The sequence below is a fragment of the Streptomyces sp. DSM 118878 genome, from assembly GCF_052936595.1.
Genome location: NZ_CP193622.1, coordinates 600,213 through 619,739, shown reverse-complemented (window position 1 = coordinate 619,739; position 19,527 = coordinate 600,213). Strand labels below are relative to the sequence as shown.

15 protein-coding genes are annotated in these 19,527 nt (G+C 70.8%); 5 read left to right on the top strand and 10 right to left on the bottom strand.

Translation table 11 applies throughout. The features are described from left to right. Window positions 1–87: 87 nt before the first annotated feature. The 3 genes from ACRAKF_RS02585 to ACRAKF_RS02575 all read right to left on the bottom strand — a co-directional run bounded on the left by ACRAKF_RS02585 (window position 88) and on the right by ACRAKF_RS02575 (window position 3,073). Window positions 88–498 (bottom strand): GNAT family N-acetyltransferase, encoded by a 411-nt coding sequence (locus tag ACRAKF_RS02585; RefSeq protein WP_447035072.1) that lies wholly within the window; start codon window positions 496–498, stop codon window positions 88–90. Window positions 499–674: 176 nt separating this feature from the next. Next, window positions 675–1,697 (bottom strand): hemolysin family protein, encoded by a 1,023-nt coding sequence (locus tag ACRAKF_RS02580; protein WP_447035071.1) that lies wholly within the window; start codon window positions 1,695–1,697, stop codon window positions 675–677. Then, window positions 1,694–3,073 carry a hemolysin family protein gene (locus tag ACRAKF_RS02575; RefSeq protein WP_447035070.1) on the bottom strand — a complete coding sequence of 460 codons (1,380 nt, stop codon included), beginning with the start codon at window positions 3,071–3,073 and terminating at the stop codon, window positions 1,694–1,696. Before ACRAKF_RS02575 ends, ACRAKF_RS02580 begins: the two co-directional genes overlap by 4 nt. A 374-nt stretch (window positions 3,074–3,447) precedes the next feature. Between ACRAKF_RS02575 and ACRAKF_RS02570 the strand changes: the two genes are divergently transcribed. From ACRAKF_RS02570 to ACRAKF_RS02560, 3 genes are all read left to right on the top strand, one after another. Beyond that, window positions 3,448–4,473: a sporulation protein gene (locus ACRAKF_RS02570; protein WP_447035069.1), complete on the top strand. Its 1,026-nt coding sequence runs from the start codon at window positions 3,448–3,450 to the stop codon at window positions 4,471–4,473. 280 nt (window positions 4,474–4,753) lie between these two features. Continuing rightward, on the top strand, window positions 4,754–4,924 hold the full coding sequence (locus ACRAKF_RS02565) for a twin-arginine translocase TatA/TatE family subunit (RefSeq protein WP_447035068.1): 171 nt from the start codon (window positions 4,754–4,756) through the stop codon (window positions 4,922–4,924). Between the two features lie 241 nt (window positions 4,925–5,165). Next, the gene (locus ACRAKF_RS02560) at window positions 5,166–7,058 is read left to right on the top strand and encodes an ABC transporter ATP-binding protein (protein WP_447035067.1); all 1,893 of its coding nucleotides are present in this window, start codon (window positions 5,166–5,168) and stop codon (window positions 7,056–7,058) included. 460 nt (window positions 7,059–7,518) lie between these two features. On the opposite strand, the gene ACRAKF_RS02555 is transcribed toward ACRAKF_RS02560, so the two are convergent. The 6 genes from ACRAKF_RS02555 to ACRAKF_RS02530 form a co-directional block, all read right to left on the bottom strand. Next, window positions 7,519–8,181: a BlaI/MecI/CopY family transcriptional regulator gene (locus ACRAKF_RS02555; protein ID WP_447035066.1), complete on the bottom strand. Its 663-nt coding sequence runs from the start codon at window positions 8,179–8,181 to the stop codon at window positions 7,519–7,521. Between the two features lie 581 nt (window positions 8,182–8,762). Beyond that, on the bottom strand, window positions 8,763–9,812 hold the full coding sequence (locus ACRAKF_RS02550; protein WP_447035065.1) for an aldo/keto reductase: 1,050 nt from the start codon (window positions 9,810–9,812) through the stop codon (window positions 8,763–8,765). 107 nt (window positions 9,813–9,919) lie between these two features. Further along, the gene (locus ACRAKF_RS02545; RefSeq protein WP_447035064.1) at window positions 9,920–10,444 is read right to left on the bottom strand and encodes a response regulator; all 525 of its coding nucleotides are present in this window, start codon (window positions 10,442–10,444) and stop codon (window positions 9,920–9,922) included. 129 nt (window positions 10,445–10,573) lie between these two features. Continuing rightward, window positions 10,574–11,791, bottom strand: coding sequence for a cytochrome P450 (locus ACRAKF_RS02540; RefSeq protein WP_447035063.1), 1,218 nt, complete (start codon window positions 11,789–11,791; stop codon window positions 10,574–10,576). Window positions 11,792–11,861: 70 nt separating this feature from the next. Continuing rightward, a complete protein-coding gene (locus ACRAKF_RS02535) occupies window positions 11,862–12,371 on the bottom strand; it encodes a flavin reductase family protein (RefSeq protein WP_447035062.1) in 510 nt (169 codons plus the stop codon). 3 nt (window positions 12,372–12,374) lie between these two features. Continuing rightward, the gene (locus ACRAKF_RS02530) at window positions 12,375–13,478 is read right to left on the bottom strand and encodes a DUF6421 family protein (protein ID WP_447035061.1); all 1,104 of its coding nucleotides are present in this window, start codon (window positions 13,476–13,478) and stop codon (window positions 12,375–12,377) included. A 235-nt stretch (window positions 13,479–13,713) separates the two neighbouring features. Here ACRAKF_RS02530 and ACRAKF_RS02525 point away from each other — a divergent pair, with 235 nt between their 5' ends. Next, window positions 13,714–13,914, top strand: a complete 201-nt coding sequence (locus tag ACRAKF_RS02525) for an MbtH family protein (protein ID WP_447041765.1) — start codon at window positions 13,714–13,716, stop codon at window positions 13,912–13,914. Window positions 13,915–13,918: 4 nt separating this feature from the next. Continuing rightward, window positions 13,919–14,731 carry a thioesterase II family protein gene (locus ACRAKF_RS02520; protein WP_447035060.1) on the top strand — a complete coding sequence of 271 codons (813 nt, stop codon included), beginning with the start codon at window positions 13,919–13,921 and terminating at the stop codon, window positions 14,729–14,731. Between the two features lie 79 nt (window positions 14,732–14,810). Here the strand turns inward: ACRAKF_RS02520 and ACRAKF_RS02515 are convergent, their stop codons facing one another. Beyond that, window positions 14,811–19,523, bottom strand: coding sequence for an amino acid adenylation domain-containing protein (locus ACRAKF_RS02515; protein ID WP_447035059.1), 4,713 nt, complete (start codon window positions 19,521–19,523; stop codon window positions 14,811–14,813). Between the last annotated feature and the right edge of the window lie 4 nt (window positions 19,524–19,527).

Genomic DNA, 19,527 nt, shown 5'->3' with positions numbered 1-19,527 from the left:
GTGCGGCACCTCCGCCTGCTTACGTGGGCGGCCGACCGCGTCTTCTGTTCGTTGCACCCCGTCAGATGATCGATGAACGAGCCTCGTTCACTGTTTTCTGTCCGCCTTTGGTAACAGCGGGAGATGGGCCTGCCAGTGCGCCGACGTCATGTGCGGGCACCGCGCCCCGTCGGGCGGAAACGCGGTCTCCGTCTCGTCCTCCATGGCGGCGAAGAAGCGCCGCCCGTCCGACGACTGCCGTGACGTGGACCAGGTGCAACCCGTGGCCGTGGCCAGCGCCGCGTGCAGGGCGTGGCGGCCGAGGCCCTGGCCCTGCCAGTGCGTGGCGACGGCGACACGGTCGATGTAGCCGGACCCGCACGGATGACAGACCCGGAAGACGAGGCTGCCGACGCACCTGCCACAGGGGTCGAGCATCGTGAGTGTCTGCCGGCCCGCGGGCAGCGCCTCCGCATCGTGTGCGAAACGGATGTCGGGCGGCCTGGCCGGTCCGCTCACTCGGCGCTGCCACTCCGTACGCGGCCGTTGGCGAGGGCGGCCGGGTCCCCGCTCGCGGAACCCGTCGCGGGGGCGTCATCGCAGTGCATTCCGGCACCCTAGCCATACTTCTACATGCGCGTAAAACTTCGCTGGTGGTGCGCCTGGGCCCTGGGTCCGGTGGTCGGGTGGCCCGGTCACACGGCGGCCGGTGCCGGACCCACCAGTTCCGACAGCACGTCCTCCATGGTCACGAAGCCGAGCACCGTGCCCGTCTCGCCGGCGACCGCGGCGAGGTGGCTGTCCATGGCCCGCAGCGCGGTGAGCGTGTCGTCCAGCGGGGTGTCGATGCGGACCCGGGTGACGGCGTGCAGCGCCGAGGGCGGGAAGGGGGCGTCACGGTCGGCGACGCCGAGGGTGTCCTTGATGTGCAGGTAGCCGAGGAGGGTGCCCCGCGGCCCGGTCACGGGGAACCGCGAGAACCCCGCGACCGCCGCCACCTGCTCCAGGCCCGCCGGGGTCACGGTGTGCTCGACGGTGTGCATCCGGGCCGCGGGGACCAGGATCTCGCCGACCGGCCGGGTTCCCAGCTCCAGGGCGTCGCGCAGCCGCTCCCCGTCGGCGGCCGAGAGCAGTCCCGCCTGGCTGGAGTCGAGCACCATGCGGGCGAGCTGGTCGTCGGTGAAGACGGACTCGACCTCGTCCTTCGGCTCCACCCGCAACAGTTTCAGCAGGGCGTTGGCGAAGGCGTTGATCCCGAAGACGAGCGGCCGCAGGGCCCGCGTGAGGGCCACCAGGGGAGGGCCGAGCAGCAACGCGGTCCGTACCGGTGCGGCGAGTGCGATGTTCTTCGGGATCATCTCGCCGATCAGCATGTGCAGATACGTGGCCACGGCCAGGGCGATGACGAACGCGATGGGATGGACGAGTCCGTGCGGCACGTGCACGGCCTCGAAGGCGGGTTCCATCAGATGGGCGATGGCGGGCTCCGCGACCGCGCCGAGCACCAGCGAGGAGACGGTGATGCCGAGCTGAGCGGTGGCCATCACCGCGGAGATGTGCTCGATGCCCCAGAGCGTGGTGCGGGCACGGCGGTCGCCTTCGGCGGCACGCGGCTCGACCTGGCTCCGGCGCACGGAGATCAGCGCGAACTCCGCCCCCACGAAGAAGGCGTTGGTCAGCAGGGTCAGCGCCCCGATGACGAGCTGCACGGTGGTCATCGGGAACCCTCCATCAACGGTTCGGCCAACGGGTCGGCGGGCACGGCCGGTTCGCCCGACGGGTCTACGGGCGCGGCCGGTTCGGTGATGCGCACCCGGCTCGCGCGGTGGTGCTCGACCGCGAGGACCTCAAGGTGCCAGCCGTCGTCGAGGCCGAGGGTGTCGCCCCGCACGGGGATGCGGGCCAGCCTGGTGGCGAGCAGTCCGGCGACCGTTTCGTACGGCCCGTCGGGCGCTCGCAGGCCTATGCCGTCCAGTTGGTCGATGCGGACGCCGCCGTCCGCGTCCCAGGTGGCGCGCCCCTGCCGGGGCACGGCGGCAAGCGGCAGCTCGGGCGCGGTCACCGGGTCGTGCTCGTCGCGGACCTCACCCACGACCTCCTCGACGATGTCCTCCACGGTGGCGACACCGGCCGTGCCGCCGTACTCATCGATGATCACGGCCATGGTCCGGGTGGCGCGCAGCCGTTCCAGGAGACGGTCGGCGGGGAGGCTGTCGGGGACGAGGAGAGGGTCGGTGGCCAGGTCGGTGATCGGCGTGTCGGCCCGCTTCTCGGGGGCGAGGGCGAGCACGTCGCGGATGTGGACGGTGCCGATGACCTCGTCCAGGCTGTCGCGGTAGACGGGGAAGCGGGACAGGCCCGTCGCGTGCGTGAGGTTGGCCGCGTCGGCGGCCGTGGCGTGCATCTCCAGGGCGCGGACGTCGACCCGCGGCGTCATCACGTTCTCCGCCGTCAGCTCGCCCAGATGCAGCGTGCGGACGAACAGTTCGGCGGAGTCGGCCTCCAACGCGCCCTCGGCGGCGGACCGCCGGGCCAGCGCGACCAGCTCCTCGGGACCGCGCGCGGAGGCCAGTTCCTCGGCGGGCTCCAGGCCGAAGCGGCGCACGACGCGGTTCGCCGCGCCGTTCAGATGCCGGATGAAGGGCGCGAAGGCGGCGGTGAAGCCCCGCTGCGGGCCGGCCACCACCTTCGCCACGGCCAGCGGGCGCGAGATCGCCCAGTTCTTCGGGACCAGCTCACCGACGACCATCAGGACCACGGTGGATATCACCACGCCGAGGACGCTCGCCACCGAGGAGGCGGCACCGCCGAGCCTGCCGCCCTCCAGCGGCCCGCGCAACAGCGCGGCCAGGGACGGCTCGGCGAGCATGCCGATGACCAGGGAGGTGACGGTGATGCCGAGCTGCGCACCGGACAACTGGAACGTGAGGCGCCGCACGGCGCGCAGCGCACCCCCGGCGCCCCGCTCCCCGGCTTCGGCGGCCCGCTCGAGCGCACCGCGCTCCACCGTGGTCAGGGAGAACTCGGCGGCCACGAACAGGGCGCAGGCCAAGGTGAGGAGCAGGGCAAGGAGCAGCAGCAGAAGCTCGGTCATCGCGTCGCTCCCGTTCCCTCGCGCGCGGGGCGTCGGCGGGGCTCGGCACAACTGGTACTGGGAGGCTCACCCATTGCGGGTCGTCTTCCTTCTCGGTCGGTCCGGTTCTCGGTCGGTTCGGTTTTCGGCTGGTTCGGTTTTCGGTCGGTCGACGTCACGGCTCCAGGGCTTGCGACCTGGAGCCGTGACGCAGGCTCTATGCTTCTACGCGCTTGTAGAGGGCTACTTGCACGGAAGAACGTGAGGGCGCCCGTCGGTGTTCCCGGGTCCCTTCACGTTTTTCGAAGCCCGGTGACACGCGGCGCCCACACGCCACAAAAAGAACACGTTCATGCATCAGCGCATGGACACGCACATAAGGGGTGGACGCCACCATGGTGTTCAAACGACTGCTCGGCTCGCTCGGCGTGGGCGGGCCCACCGTCGACACCGTTCTCGACCCGGGCGCTGCCCTGCCCGGCGGCACACTGTCCGGGCAGGTCCACCTCAAGGGCGGCAGCACCGACCACACCATCGAGCACATCTCGCTCGAACTGGTCGCCCGGGTGGAGGCCGAGCACGAGGACGGAGAGAGCGAGGGCATCGCCGTCTTCGACCGGTTCACCGTCGGCGGCGGCTTCCGCCTGGCCGAGGGTGAGGAGCGGAGCGTGCCCTTCGCCGTGACGCTGCCGTGGGAGACGCCGATCACCGAGCTGTACGGCCAGGGCCTCGGCATCGTGCTCGGCGTGCGCACCGAGCTGTCGGTGGCGAGCGCCAGGGACAAGGGTGACCTCGACCCGCTGACGGTGCGCCCGCTGCCGGCCCAGGAGGCGATCCTGGAGGCGTTCGGGCAGATGGGCTACGGGTTCAAGTCGGCCGACCTGGAGTACGGCCGCATCGGCGGTACCGGTCAGCAACTGCCGTTCTACCAGGAGATCGAGCTCACCCCGGCCCCGCGGTACGCGCACGCCGTCCATGAGATCGAGGTGACCTTCCTCGCCCACCCGGGCGGCCTGGAGGTCGTCCTGGAAGCGGACAAGCGCGGCGGCTTTCTGTCCGACGGGCACGACGCGGTGACCCGCTTCACCGTCGCCCACGACGATGTCGCGCGCCAGGACTGGAACGCCCTGGTCGACGGCTGGGTCGCCCAACTGGTCGAGCACCGCGCCGCGTACGGTGCGCAGTCCTCGTACGCGCACGCCGATCCGTACGGCTCCGGGTACGGACACGGCGAGCATCACCACGGGCACGAGGGCCGGCAGCGCTCGGGGCCCGGTATGGGCACCGTGGTGGCGGCGGGTGCCGCAGGGCTCGCCGTCGGGGTGGTCGGCGGCATGGTCGCGGCCGAAGTCGTCGACGAGGTGGGTGACTTCTTCGAGGGGGACGAGGGTGACGAGGGGGAGGGCGAGGACGAGAGCTGAGCGACCCGCCGGCAGGCGTGGGGCGAGCGCCTTGGCCTGCCGGCCCGCCACGCACTGGCGTTCGCTCGCTCCCGCGCCCGGGCGTGCCGTCCGTAGAAGTAGCCGAGCGCGTGGCCGATTCGACGTAGGAGCTCACGAGTTCGCGCCCGCCGTCGCTCTACAGTGCTGTAGATTCAATGAGGGGCCGCGGTTCGCGGGCCCACGCCCACCCGTAGCCGCAGCATTCCGCCACGTCCGCGCCGGCCACGGCCGCCCGGGCCGAGAAGCAGACAGGACCGCAGTGTTCGGACTGAGCGAAATCGCGATCATCCTCATCGTCGTCGTCTTCGTCATAGGCGCCAAGAAGCTCCCCGAACTGGCCCGGTCGGCAGGCAAGTCGGCGCGCATCCTCAAGGCGGAGGCCAAGGTGATGCAGAAGGAGAAGGAGAAGGAGAAGGAGAAGGAGAACTGACCAACACCCCGGCGTCCCACCCGTCACACCGGCATCGGCCCCGGCGTTTTGGCCACGCCCCCGCCAGGGGCACCAGGGGCGGGGCCCCCTGGGCCAAGGGTGGATGTATGGCCCCGTGAAACGCGGCCCGGGAATGCCCGTCGTGCGGCCCCGTCTCAAACACGTGTGTTCGAAAAAGCGACTCGCGTCGTTGTCTCCACGACGACAGTGAGCCCGCAACCACCGTGTAGGAGGCAGGCAATTGACCTCAGCCGATGCCACGAGCACAAGCAACACCGGCACGCCCGCACCACCGCCCCCGGCGCAGATCAGTTTCAGCGGCCAGTACGCCGTGAACCCGCTGGGCGGCACCTCGTTCCGTGACCTCTGCTCGCGACTGCCGGCCGTACTCGCCGGCATCGCCCGCATGGCGTGGAAGGCCGACCGCGCATCCGTCATCCTGCTCGTGACCTGCCAGATCGCCACGGGCGTCGTCGCGGCCGTGCTTCTCACGGGGACCGCACACGCCATGCAGGCCGTACTCGGCACCGGCACCGTGCCGCACCGCCTGCGCGAGGCGTTCCCCGCGCTCGTGGTGGTCGCGGGCGCGGCGTCGCTCGGGCGCGTGAGTTCCGCGCTCGCCCAGTACGCGGAGCGGCGCCTGACGCCACCGGTCACCACGGACGCCGACACCGCCCTGGTCAGGGGAGTGCTCCGCGTCGAGGCCGACGCCTACGCCGGCGAGGGCTTCGCCGACCGGCAGGAGGCCGCGGAGATGGGTGTCGTCCGTACGCACGTCATGATCACCGACGCGCAACGGTTCATGTCGGCCCTGATCAAGATGGTCACCGCGTGCGGTGTGCTGTCCGTCCTGCACTGGTTGATGCTGCCGTTGCTGGCCCTGGCCGTCCTGCCCTCGGGCATCGGAGCCGTGCTGATGGCCAGGGTCGACTACGAGATCCACTACTCCAACGTGTCCGACCGCAACGTCCGGCAGATGACGCGCTGGTGGGCCACGACACCCAAGTACACCGACGAAGTCCGAGCCAACAGCATGACCGACTACCTGCTGTTCTGGTACCGGTGCCTGTCCGAGCGGATCGACCGGCGCACTCTCGCCGCGGCACCCCGCACCCTGCGCATCAACCTCGGCACCTCCATGATCGGCGGCGTCTTCCTGATCGGCACCTGGGCGGGCCTCGCCTGGCTGGCCACCACCGGACGCGTCCCCCTGGCCGTGGCCGCCACCGCCGTGGTCGCCGTACAGACGGCTCTGGCCGCGCTCTCCCAGGTCGTCATGAACGGCGCCGCCTGCTTCCACACCAGCCTGTACCTGGCCGACATGCGTACCTTCCTCGCCGATGCCGACGCGCGCGCCTCCCACCGGGGTGGCGCGGTCATCTCGCCCCCCATCGAGGAGATCCGCCTCGACGACGTCACCTTCCGCTACCCCGGGAAGGTCCGCCCGGCCGTGGACGGCGTCTCGCTGACGCTGCGCCGCGGGGAGATCCTCGCCGTCGTCGGTGAGAACGGCTCGGGCAAGTCCACGCTCACCCGGCTGCTCACCGGCATCTACCTGGCCGACAAGGGCCGCGTGACGTGGAACGGCTCCGACCTCGCGCGGCTGGACCCGGCCTCCGTGTGGTCGTGCACGGGGCTCGTGCCGCAGATCTTCGCCCAGTGGCCGCTGCGCGCCCGAGAGAACGTCACGCTCGGCCAGCCGAGGACCCACGACGACGCACCGGTGTGGGACGCGGTGGGTGCGGTCGGTATGGGCCCGGCGATCGAGGAACTGCCGGACGGCCTCGACACGTTGCTGGCCCGCGAGATCTGGGGCGGAGCGGAGCTGTCCGGCGGCCAGTGGCAACGCCTCGCCTGCTCACGAGCGCTCTACCGGCGTCCGGAACTGCTGATCCTGGACGAACCCACCTCGCAGATGGACCCTCGCGGCGAACACCGGATCTTCGAGGAGATCAAACGCATCGCCGCGGACCGGATCACCATCATCGTCACCCACCAGCTCGAGAACACCCGGATCGCCGACCGCGTCATCGTGATGGAGGAGGGTCGCATCACCGAACAGGGTCGCTACGAGGAGCTGGCCGCCGGGGGTGGACTCTTCGCGGAACTGCTGGAGCTCGCCAGAACGAGGTGACGCCATGGGGCCATCGTCCGTGATCGGCCGGTACCCCTCGCGCACGTCGGCAGCTCGGGTCCCGGTGCCGAGCGGCGCTTCCGCTCCCCGGCACCGGGACCAGGCCCCCCGTTCCTGCCGGGCCCATCCTGACCCGGGAGCCCTCCGCGGGGCATTGCCGGATTCCGGCAGTCTTGACGCGTTCTTGATGCCGGGCTGACGTCACGCCACAGGTGGAGTGGGGACGGCCGCAACCGGTACTCCCGCGAATCCGGCCCTGCTCGGGCACCGCGGCGCGGTGTGGGGTGGGTGGGCGCGCAGGCAACGCTCGTGATCCCGTCACCGGTCACCCGTCGGCCTTGCGCGAGGCGACATGAGGTGGCTCGGGTGGCCGACCGCTTCGAAGGGGTGGTCTCGGTGGGCCCGCCAGTGGGGCTGTGCGGCACGCTTCGGTGCCGTACGGCCCCACATATCGCGGACCTCAGCTTGCGGCGGCTTCCGGCTGCGACGGCGCGGACTTCTCCGACGGCGCGGTCGCGCTGTAGAAGACGGAGGAACCCTGCCGGGTGCGCTGCACCTGCGACTTGGCCACCAGCTTCTCCACCGTGGTGCGCACGACCGTGGTCTTGATGGTGCGGTCGGGGTGGGCCTCGGTGAGCGCGGAGGCGATCTCGGCGGAGGAGCGAGGCTCGCTCTGCGCGGCGAGGTGGTCGCGGATGAGCTCACCCAGCGTCGGTTCCGGCGTCCGGGCCGCGGGCACCTTCGGGGTGGCCTTGGCGGCGGCCGACTTGGTGGTGGACTTGCCCGCGGCCTTGGCCGACGGGGTCGCCGTGGCCGTGGTCGCGGACTTCTTGCGGGGAGTGCTCGCCTTCTTCGCACGCTGCGACTTGGGGGCCGCCTTCGCGCGCGAGGCGCCCTTCTTCGAGGCGCTCGCCGGCGCGCCGCCCGTGCCGTTGGCACCCAGCGCCTGCTGCATGTTGACCAGCAGCGAGTGGTCGTTCTCCAGTACCTGCAGTTGTTCCGTGAGTGCCGTCACCTCGGCACTGATGCGCTCCTGTTCCTTACGGTTGGCTTCGAGATCCGCGGCTACCTGCGCGGCGTACTGTCCTTGGACTCCGGCGGCATTGGCTGGAACTTCCGACATGGCAGTGACCTTTCGTCAGCGCACGCGGGGGCGTGCGAGTGGCGGATTGGGATCGTACGCCCAGATGAGGAATCTGTGCTTCCGTACCCTTGCCCGGCTCACCCACGGCAAATCCCCTCTGGCCTCGCAACGGTGTTTGTCCGTGTGTGGAGTCAGGGTGGGAATAGTAAGGCTCATCGGCGCTGTCGGTGGCCGAACCGGCAGATGCTAATCCTCAGGGGGTGGCGGCGGATGGCTGTGCCCGGGCCGCCCGAGGGGTGTTCCCGCGGGGTTGAGGGGGTGAGTCCGGTGCGATCGCTTTCAATCAACTCGGCGGTTTTGTATGCGAGTTGACGGGCCCGGATCGCGTTGGCGGTAACCGCGTCAAGCGGAGTGATTGAGGCGGTTACCGCGTCGCGAAATGCGAAAACAAAAGTCACCCTCATCGCTGGGACGCATTGCCGGGCGACCACCGTCGGGCAACCTCACCTCACGTCACCTGGGTCACGCATATGCCCTACCGTACGCACATCAGTCCCGCCGCGCCCCCAGGGCCGGGACACGCAATGCCCTTGACGTGACCGATGTCATCGCTCGGCCGTTCAGACGGCGGACCTCCCGGCGGTGGGGCGTCGCCGGAGGGCCGGTGTGGTGAGTGCCGGCGGTGCCCACACGCCGTCCGGGGGATAGACGTCGGTCCCGGGCGCCACGATCTCGTCGATCCGGTCGAGGGTGGTGTCGTCAAGCCGCACGGACACACCCTTGAGCGTGTTCTGGAGCTGCTCCATCGTGCGCGGGCCGATGATGACCGAGGTGACGGCCGGGTGGGCGAGCGGGAAGGCGATCGCCAGCTCGGGCAGTGTGCAGCCGATGCCGTCGGCCACGGCGACGAGCTGCTCGACGACGTCGAGCTTCGCCGCGGTGAGGGGCGCCGAGGGGTCGAAGCGGGCCGGGTTGAGCTGGGGGCGCCCGCTGCTCAGGTCGAGGGCCTGCCCCTTGCGGTAGCGGCCGGTCAGAAACCCCGACGCCAGCGGGCTCCAGGTCAGGACGCCCATGCCGAGGCGCTGGGCCGTGGGAAGCACATGCCGCTCGATGCCTCGGGCCAGCAGTGAGTAGGGCGGCTGCTCGGTGCGGAACCGCTGGAGTCCGCGGCGGTCGGCGACGTGGTGCGCCTCGACGATCTCCTCGGCGGGGAAGGTGGAGCAGCCGAACGCCCTGATCTTGCCCTGCCGTACGAGGTCGGTCAGCGCGGACAGCGTCTCCTCGATGTCGGTGGTGTGGTCCGGCCGGTGCACTTGATACAGGTCGATCCAGTCCGTACCGAGCCGCCGCAGGCTCTCCTCCACCTCCCGGACGATCCACCGCCGCGAGTTGCCGCCCCGGTTGGGGCCGTCCCCCATGGGAAAATGGACCTTGGTCGCGAGAACCACGTCGTCGCGGCGGTCCTTCAACGCCTTGCCGACGATCGTCTCGGACTCACCGGCCGAGTACATGTCGGCGGTGTCGACGAAGTTGATCCCCTCGTCCAGCGCGGCATGAATGATCCGCGCACATTCCTTGTGATCGGCGTTGCCGACGGCCCCGAACATCATGGTGCCGAGGCAGTAAGGACTGACCTCGATCCCGGTCCCACCCAGTACGCGCTGACGCATCCGACTCTCCTGACTCATGCCTTGTCGAAAGCGCGACTGTACGAGCTGGAGTTCACTCCAGGGCAAGAGCAACGAGCTCGACCTCGAAGCCGTCGACGTTCTCCACGTCATGCCTCCCGCGCGGTGCTCGTAGGGGTTGTTGGTTTTGTGGGGTGTTGGTCCTTGCGCCAGTCGTCCATGTCCAGGGCGCGGGGTTCTGGTTTGAGGTGGGTGCGCAGGGACTTCAGTTCTTGTTGCATCGCCAGGAGGCGTAAGTGCGTGGTGTAGAGGTAGTTCACCTTGGTGCGGAGGACGAGGGGGTCGACCGGTTTCAGGACGATGTCGGCCACGCCGAGTTCGAAGGCGGCCAGGGAGATCTCACGCATCAGGCCGAAGCCCGTGATCAGGACGATGGGGATGAGCTGCGTCTGCTCCAGGCGCCGCATGTAGCGGACCACGTCGAGCCCGCTGACGCCGGGCATGCGCAGGTCGAGCAGGATCAGCCCCACGTTGCCGCGCAGGACCTCCTTCAACGCCTCTTCACCACTGGTGGCCCGCGCGATGTCCACTTTGAGCGCAGCCAGTGAGCTCTCCAGCGCGAACAAGGTGTCCTCGTGGTCGTCGACCACGAGAATTCTCGGATCCGGCCGCATGCTGCCCCCCTCTCCCCGGTAAACCATCTTACTGAGGCGGCAGTTGGGGAACCCCTCGGACAGCGCTTCGATCAGTGCTTCGAGCAGAGCTTCGATCACTTCCGAGGGGCCGCGGCACACCGCACCGGCTCAGGGCCGCGCCTCCGGGCCGATCACCAGGTGCTCCAGCACGGTGATCCCGAAGTGCGACCGCGTTCTGGGCGGCTCCACGAAGCGCAGGGTCTCCCACTTCTCCCGCAGCCCTTCGAGGGCGAACTGCGCCTCAAGGCGGGCGAGGCCCGCACCCAGGCAGTAGTGGGCGCCGTGGCCGAAGCCGAGATGCCGGGTGATCCGGCGCCCGAGGTCGAGGTGGTCGGGGCGGTCGACGACCTCCGGATCACGGTTGGCGGTGCCGAGCATGATGAGCACCAGGTCCCCGGCACAGATGCGCTTGCCCGCGACCTCGATGGTGTCCGTAGCCAGCCGCGCCACCTGCTGGACCGACGTGTCGAAGCGGAGCAGCTCCTCCACGGCGGTGCCGATGTCGGCCTCGCGCAACCGCTCCCAGGAGCCGGAGTGCAGGATCGACCGCACGGCCTTGCCGATGAAGGACGACGTCGTCTCGAAGCCCGCGTAGACGAGGAAGGACGCCGTGGCCCAGACGTCCTGGAGCTCGATCTCGCCGTCGCGCTGGGCCGTCCGCAGCAGGTGCAGCGCCGACCCCTCGGGGAGGTCGCCTTCGAGGGCCTGGTCGATGAGGCCGGTCATGTCCTCGAGGGCCGCGTGTCCTCTGGTGACCACATCGGGCATGTAGTCCGCCACCAGCAGGGCCGCCACGTCCAGGGCCCACGGCTCCAGGTGCGGCGCCAGGGCCGCGTCCAGGCCGAGGACGCGGCAGATGACCCGGCCCGAGAGAGGGATGGCGAGGTCCTCCATGGCGTCCAGGGAGTCACGGTCCTTGGACAGCAGCTCCTCGACCACCTCCTGGATGAAGGGCTGGTGTTCGGCGACGCGGTCGGCCGAGAACAGCGGCGCGACCAGCCGCCGCGCCCTGCGGTGCGACGGGTTGTCGTTGAACATGAACCACTTGCGCACGAGCCCCGACGTACGCGCCCCGTCACCGCTGCCGCCGCCGGCCGCCGCGTGGAGCGGGGTGCTGCCCCGCTCCGGCCACGCGGAGGACAGCGACGGATGGTGCAGCAGAGAGGTCGCCTCGCGGAAGCCGGTGACGAACCACAGCTCCAGGTCCTCGTCCCAGCGGACCGGCTCGTCCTCCCGCAGCCCGAGGTAGTCACGGCATGGATCGGTCGTGGTTCCGGTGCCGCCCTGGTACGGGCACCCGGTGGGGGTTGTGCTCGCTCGACTCACTTCGGTCACCTCTGCCACCTCTGCTACCTCTGTTCGGGATGCTGTGCCGGCGCCGCGGGCCGGGCGGGGCTCAGCCGTACTGTTCGGGACGGTGGAAGGCGCGGCGGTACCAGGTCAGCGGACGTGCCTCCGGCCGGAGCCGGACGTCCGTCAGCTCGCCGATGAGCAGGTCGTGGTCGCCGACCGGGACGACCTGCCGGCGGACGCACCGGTACAGCGCGTGCGCGTCGGTGATCACGGGCAGTTCGGTGCCCGGCAGCGTGGAGACCCCCTCGCCCGCGAAACGGTCGATGTCGCGGGTGGCGAAGCGCGTGGCGAGGTGGCGCTGGTCGTCGCCGAGGACGTTGATGACGAACTGCGGGGCGCGGGTCAGCGCGCCGTGACAGCTGGACGACCTGGCCACGGCCACCGAGACGAGCGGCGGGTCCAGGGAGACGCCGGTCACGGTGCTCGCGGTGAGCCCCCGGTTCTCGCCGCCCGCGCGCGTGGTGACGACGCAGACCGGCACCGCGAGCAGTGACATCGCCTCGCGGTAGTCCTGCGCGCTGACTGCTGTACGTCGCTGTGCGGGCACCGTCACGAGTCACACACCGAGCCGCTGTTTGATCTCGGCGAAGTACGGGATGTGCTGGTAGTCGCCCGCGTCGGTGTCGAAGACCGTGTAGGCGTTGGTGAATTCGAGGAGCCGCTTCTTCACCGCGTCCACGGGCTCGGTGTGGATGCGGCTCTCTATGGTCTGGATCTCCTCGAGGAAGGCCGCGAGCACGACGGGCAGGTCGGCGGTGAGGGTGATCCGTCCGCCGGAGAGACGGATTCCCTTGTGCTCCGAGAGGTAGTTGAACAGGAGCTGCGAGGCGACCGCGTCGTAGTTGGGGCGGGGGATTCCCTCGACGGCGTAGCGAAGGAGCCGCTCGGCGAGGATGAACTCGTAGGCCGCCATGGCCTCGGCGCGGGGCAGGTTCTCGTCGTGCAGGCAGGCGAGCATTCCCGATACGTCGACGCGCAGCTCCTCCAGTCCCGCGAGCGGCTTCATCTTCTTCGACGAGAGGAAGTCGGGAATGGGCATGTCGCCCTGCCGGTGGTGATATTCGTGCAGTCGCACCCACCAGGACGCGGCCTGCTCCACCTTTTTGTCGGAGGCCCCCTGCATACGCGGGAAGCTGCCCGGTTCCATGACCGCGTCAATCATTTTGCGGGTTATTCGATTGTGCCGCTCGACGAACTTGTCCACGAAGTAGAAGATGAGGTCTTCCGGTTTCTGGATGCCGTCGATGTGGTTTTCGGGGAAGAGCGCGACGACCACCCGTGAATGGAATCCCTTGGTCGCTCCCGCGATGTTCACCGGCATCGTGTTGCTCGCGTACCTGTCGGCCAGATACGGGTCCGTCGGCAGTGTTTCATAAGCCAGGTAGTCCAGGCTCAGCCGGGGGAAGTAGGAGGCGTCGAAGAGCGAGAATATGTGGTTGTCCCTGCGCGAGTTGATGTGCTCCTTGACGGCTTCGAGGCGGGCTCCCTCCCTGAAGGAGCGCATGTCCTCCAGAAGCGCCTGAACTGCGGGAAGTTCGCGCAGGGTGCGGCTGCTCTCCAGCTTCGCGGCGAGGTCCTTGAGGGTCACTTCGTCCCGGAAGAGCGCACGCTCCGGGAGGGTCTCCCGGATCTCGTGGACCTCGGCGAATACCTCGTCCATTTCGTTTCGTCCCCTCGTGTGTGTGGTGTAGCCGGGTGGAGTTCCGTGGAATGTCGGTGTGAGTCTAAGGATCGACCGGCCCGATCTCAATGAATTTCGGACAGCACTTCAAGGAACCGCGAAAATGTTTGCGGACTGTCCTTGGAGCCTTGCCGATCGGGGGCGGCGCTGTTAGCTTCTAGCCCGAGAACGGCTGTGCGTGACGGCCGAATCCCTGGTCTACCTGGAGGTTTACATGAGCGAGCAGGATCTGTTTTCCGTGGTGCTCAATGACGAGGAACAGTATTCGGTCTGGCCGCAGGGCAAGGATATACCGGACGGCTGGCGTGCGGAGGGTAGGACCGGCACGAAGGAAGAATGCCTCGGCCATATCGCCGAGGTCTGGTCCGATATGCGGCCGTTGAGCCTGCGCCGCGCGATGGAGACGCAGGGCTAGCGACATGGAAGGCACCGAGAACGACAGGAAAGACAGGAAAGACAAGAAGAGCAAGAAGGACCGGCTGATCGCCTACCGGCGTACGGGGAACGAGTCGGCCACCCGGCTGTTCTTCCTGCCCTACGCGGGCAAGGGCGCGTCGGGCTACCGCGAGATCGCGGACAGCTTCGGCCCCGAGGTCGAGCCCGTACTGCTCCAGACCCCGGGCCGCGAGAACCGGCTCGCCGAGCCGGCCGTGGACGACATCGACGCGCTGGTGACCCAGCTCGCCACCGCGCTCCGCGGCCACCTCGACGTGCCGTTCGCGCTCTTCGGCCACAGCATGGGTTCGCTGATCGCCTTCGAGCTCGCGGCCCGCCTGGAGCGGACCGAGCCGGGGCTTCCCGGGCCGGTCGCCCTCTTCGTCTCGGCGGAGAGTGCCCCGCATCTTCTCGTCCCTCCAGAGGTCACCGACGAACAGCTCACCGACGAGCAGTTCCTCGCGGATCCGACGCGTGTCCGGGAGAACAGCCCGCTCAGGTCCGACCCGCTCTTCCTCGAACTGATGCTGCCGAGCTACCGGGCGGACTGCAGGCTCGTCGAGCGCTACGCCGCCAGGGAGAGCCACGCCTCGGTGAGCTGCCCGATCTCCGCGTTCACCGGCGAGTACGACGAGGTCGTCCCGCCGGAGTCCGTGGCCGGCTGGAAGCAGCACACCACCGACCGGTTCCGGCTGCGGATGCTGCCGAGCGGCGAGGAGGCGTTCTTCGAGCCGGAGTCCTTCCCGCTGATCACCGCGGGCGTCGAGAGCGACCTGCGGGCCGCCCGGCAGTCCTGAGACGGCCGCCCCGGCCGGTGGGAGAGGCGAACGGCCCCTCCCACCGGCCCCGGCCCAACCGGCCCCGGCGCCACCGGCGCTAGCCGAGGAGATCCCCGACCTTCCGGTCCTCGCCGCCGGTCAACCCGTCGAGGGCCTCGGCCAGTTCGGCCGCCAGCTCCCGCACCACCGGCTCATCGGCCCGCGCCTCGTCATAGATCATGGCGAGCCGCAGCGGCTTGACGTCCACCGAGGCGATGAGCGCGGCACCCGTCCTGGAGAACCCGGCCGTCCCGACCACCCGCAGCCCACCCGCCGGCACGTCCTGGAACTTGTGCGGGTAGTTGTGGATGATCAGCAGGGTGTCCCAGAGGGCACCGGGGCCCCCGGCCCGCTCCTGAAGGACCCCGAGGTCGGCCGTGGACAGCTCCTTGCTGCGGGCGCCCCGCCGCTGCAACTCCGTCAGCCAGTCCGCCACCGTCTGCCCGGGGTCGAGCCGGAGCCCGGACGGCAGCGTGCTGATCATCAGGCCCAGCATCCGCTCCACCCCGTGGACCTCGGCCTCGCGGGCGGAGAAGACCTGGCCGTACCGGACGTCGCGGGTGCCCGTACGCCGTGCGAGCACGGTCGCCCAGGCCGCCTCCAGCAGTGTGCCGAGCGTCAGGCCGCGCTCCCGCGCGAACGCCTCCGCCCGCTGCGGGAGCGGGAAGCGCAGCTCCCGGTACGGCTTCGGCGACGCCCCCACCTCCGGGGAGAACACCGTCCTCGGGGACAGCTCACTCAGCTGCTCCTCCCACAGGCGCTCCGCCGACGCCCGCTGCCGGGCGGCGAGCCAGTCGACGTAGCTGCTGAAGCATTCGCGGGGCTCGTCCTGCGGCTCGGGGCGGTCGTCGCGTACCGCCGCGTGCAGGTCGAGCAGCTCGTCGTAGAGCTGGGCGAAGCTCCAGCCGTCGAGCAGCACGTTGTGCCGGGTCCACACCAGGGCCGAGCGGCGCTCGCCCAGCTTCAGGACCGTCATGCGGCTGAGCTGTTCCGCCTCGGGCGGGAAGCCCGTGCGCCACTCCTGTTCGAGCAGCTCGCGGCGCCCGCGCTCCTGCTCCTCTTCGGAGTACGCGCTCCAGTCCTCGTGGCGGAAGGACGGCTCGGTCGCGGGATGCACCGTCTGCTCGCACCGCTCCGGCAGCTCGTGCGGCGTCACCGAGGTGCGCAGCACCGGGTTGCGTTCGACCAGGCGGCGGAAGGCGGTGCGCATCGCCGCCGGGTCGAGGTCGCCCTCGATCAGCAGCTCGGCGGGCACGATGTACGCGCCCCGGCCGGGGGCCAGCGCGGCCTCGCGCAGCATCTCGCGCTGAAGCGGCGTCAGCGGGAAGCGGGTGCGGCTGCCCGCCGGCACGGGCGCCGGGCCGCTCCCGGCGTCCTTCCGGGCGCCGGCCGTGGCCGCGAGCGCGGCGAGCGTCGGATGCCGGAACAGTTCGGGAACCGTCACCTCGATGCCCGCCCCGCGCGCCCGTGCGACCATCTGGATGCCCAGGATGGAGTCGCCGCCCAGCTCGAAGAAGCTGTCCTCGCGGTGGATGCGGTCGATGCCGAGGACCTCCGCCCAGGTGGCCGCGAGCATCAGCTCACGCGCCCCGAGCGGCGGCGTCGCGCCGGTGGCCGCCGGCGCGGCGGATCGCGGCCGCTCCGGCGCGGGCAGGGCGCCCCGGTCCAGCTTGCCGCTGGACAGCGTCGGCAGCCCGTCGGGCACCTCCACGTACGCGGCGGGCACCGCGAACTCGGGCAGCCGTGCCGCGAGGTGGTCCCGCAGCTCCCGCTCACCGCCCGCCGGGCTGCCGCTGTAGTACGCGACGAGCCGCGGCCCTCCGTTGCCCTCCGCCGTCACGACCGCCGCCTCGCGGACCGCCGGGTGGGCCAGCAGGACCGTCTCCGCCTCGCCCGGCTCCACCCGGACGCCACGGATCTTGACCTGCCGGTCGACGCGGTCCACGTACTCCAGGGCGCCGTCGGGCCGCCAGCGCGCCCGGTCGCCGGTGCGGTAGAGCCGCCCGCCCGCCGCGCCGAACGGGTCGGGGACGAACCGCTCGGCGGTCGTGCCGGGCCGCCCGCGGTAGCCGCGGGCCAGTTGGACGCCGCCGAGGTAGAGCTCGCCGGGGACGCCGATCGGCTGGGGGCGCATCCGCTCGTCCAGGACGTAGCAGGTGGTGTTGGCCACGGGCCCGCCGATGGCCACGGACGCCGGTCGCCGGGGCACCGGCCAGCACGTCACGTCCACGGCCGCCTCGGTCGGCCCGTAGGCGTTGAACAGCCGTGCCCGCGGCAGGACCTGCTGCGCCCGTTCGGCCAGCGCGGGGTCGAGCCTCTCGCCGCCGCTGAACAGCACCCGCAGCCCGGTGCACCGCGCCGCCTCCGGCTCCTCGACGAAGTGCCGGAGCAGCGAGGGGACGAAGTGCGCCACGGTGACGCCGTGTTCGGTGATCAGCCGCGTCAGCTCGCTGAAGTCGCGGTGCCCCGCCGCGCTGGGCAGCACCACGGTGGCACCCATGTGCAGCGGACCGAACAGCTCCCACACCGCGTAGTCGAAGGTGGGCACCGCGTTCTGGAGGATGACGTCCGAGGCGCCGAGGCCGCAGTCCCGCCGCATCCAGCGGAGCCGGTTGACGACGGCACGGTGGGAGACCATGACGCCCTTGGGCGTACCGGTGGAGCCCGAGGTGTAGAGGACGTAGGCGAGGTTGCCGGGGCAGGGGCGGCCCTCTCGCGGTGCGGCCCGGTGGCCGTCGAGGCGCCGGGCGCCCGCGGTGTCCACCAGGAGCGCCGCGCCCGCGTCGGACGTCATGGACTCCCTGCGCCGCCGCGGCCAGTCGGGCCCGAGCGGCAGATAGGCGCCGCCCGCCTTCAGCACGGCGAGCAGGGTGACCAGGAGCTGGGCCGAGCGGTCGAGGCAGACCGCGACCACGGTCTCGGGGCCTGTGCCCAGCTCACGCAGCTCGGCGGCCAGCGCCTCGGCCTCGGCGTCGAGTTCGGCGTAGCTGATCCTGCGGTCGGCGCTGATCACGGCGGTGCGGTCGGGCGTCGCCCTGGCCTGCTCCTCGAACAGCTCGTGGACGCAGAGGTCGGGCCCGAGGTCCGCCGCGGTGTCGTTCCAGCCGTGCAGCACCTGCCGCAGCTCGGCCGCGGGGACGGTGTCGAGGGTGGACAGGGCGCGGTCGGGGGCGGCCACCACCGCTTGGAGCAGCGTGCCGAACCGGTCCGCGAAGCGGCGTACCGTCGCCTCGTCGAAGAGGGCCGTGGCGTACTCGACGTCGACGAGCAGCTCATCGGGCGCCTCCCACACGTACAGACTGAAGTCGTACGTCGCGTGGCGGCGCGGCACCGGGAAGTGGACGCCCGTGACCTCGCCCAGGTCGGCGCGGATGGCGGGCGGTGTCGGCTGGGAGACCAGCGTGGTGGAGAACAGCGGCGGCCGTGAGCCGTCCCGCTGGATGTCCAGTGCGCCGAGCACCCGGCCGAACGGCACGTCGCTGTGCGCCATCGCGCCGAACCCGGCCTGCCGGGTGCGGTCGAGCAGCTCACGGAAGGTGGGGTCGCCGCCGAGGTCGCCGCGGAAGGGCACCATGTTGACCAGCGCGCCCACCATCCGTTCGAGGCCGGGCCGCGACCGTGAGGTCACCGGCGAACCGACCACCACGTCCTCGCTCCCCGCCCAGCGGCCGAGCACCACCTGGAACGCGGCCATCAGCACCGTGAAGCGCGTCGCCCGCCGCTCGCGCGCGAGGGCGTCGAGACCGTCCCGCACACCGCCGGGCACGGAGAAGCGGAACCTGCGCCCCGAGGTGTCGCGCACCTCGGTCCGCGGCCGGTCGAGCGGCAGCTCCAGATCGGCGGCGCCCGCCAACCGGTCGCCCCAGTAGGCGAGTTGCGCGTCCAGATCGAGGCTCTGCTGCTGGAGGGTGTACCGCGCGTACGAAGGGGCCGCGCCGGGCGGCTCGCGGTCCGCGTAGAGGTCGGCAAGCTCCGCGCAGAGCACCTCCATCGTCGGCCCGTCGGCGACGATGTGGTGGGAGTACAGCAGGAAGACGTGGTCGGTGGGGGAGAGCCGTACGAGGTGCGGGCGCAGCAGCGGACCGCCGGCCAGGTCGAACGGCTCGGTCAGCCGGTCGAGGGCGTAGGCGCGCACCTCGTCCTCGTCCCCGGCGTCACACCGCGTCAACGTCAGCGGGGGCGCCGCCTCCGCGGGCCGGATCAGCTGGGACGGGCGGCCGTCGGGACCGGCGGGGAAGCAGGTGCGCAGCGCCTCGTGCCGCGCCACGAGCCGGTCGACGGCCGACTGGAGCCGCTCGGCGTCCAGCGGGCCGCTCAGGCGCAGCGAGAGCAGTTCGGTGTAGGCGAGGTTGCCCGGGGTGACCTGCTCGGCGACCCACTGGGCCTCCTGCTCGGGGGAGAGCGGCAGTTCCTCAGGCACGGCCTCAGGCACGGCCTCCGGCATGGCCTCCGCCCGCACCGCGCGAGCGGTGGGCGCGGGCAGCTTCGCCACGGCCTCGACCAGAGCGTCGCTGAACTCGTCGAGCTCGGGGTGGAAGAAGAGCAGCGTGAGCGGCAGCTCCTCGCCGAACCTGCCCCGCAGGTCGGCCATCAGGCGCGCGCCGCCGATCGAGTCGCCGCCCAGCTCGAAGAAGTCGGCGTCGTCGGCGAGCCCGGTGGTGCCCAGCTCCTTCTCCCAGGCGCTGACGGCGGCGGCCCTGACGTCCGCCTCCGCGGCGCCCCCGGGGGCGGACCCGGGGGTGGACCCGGACGGTGTGGACTGCGTGTCCATGGAG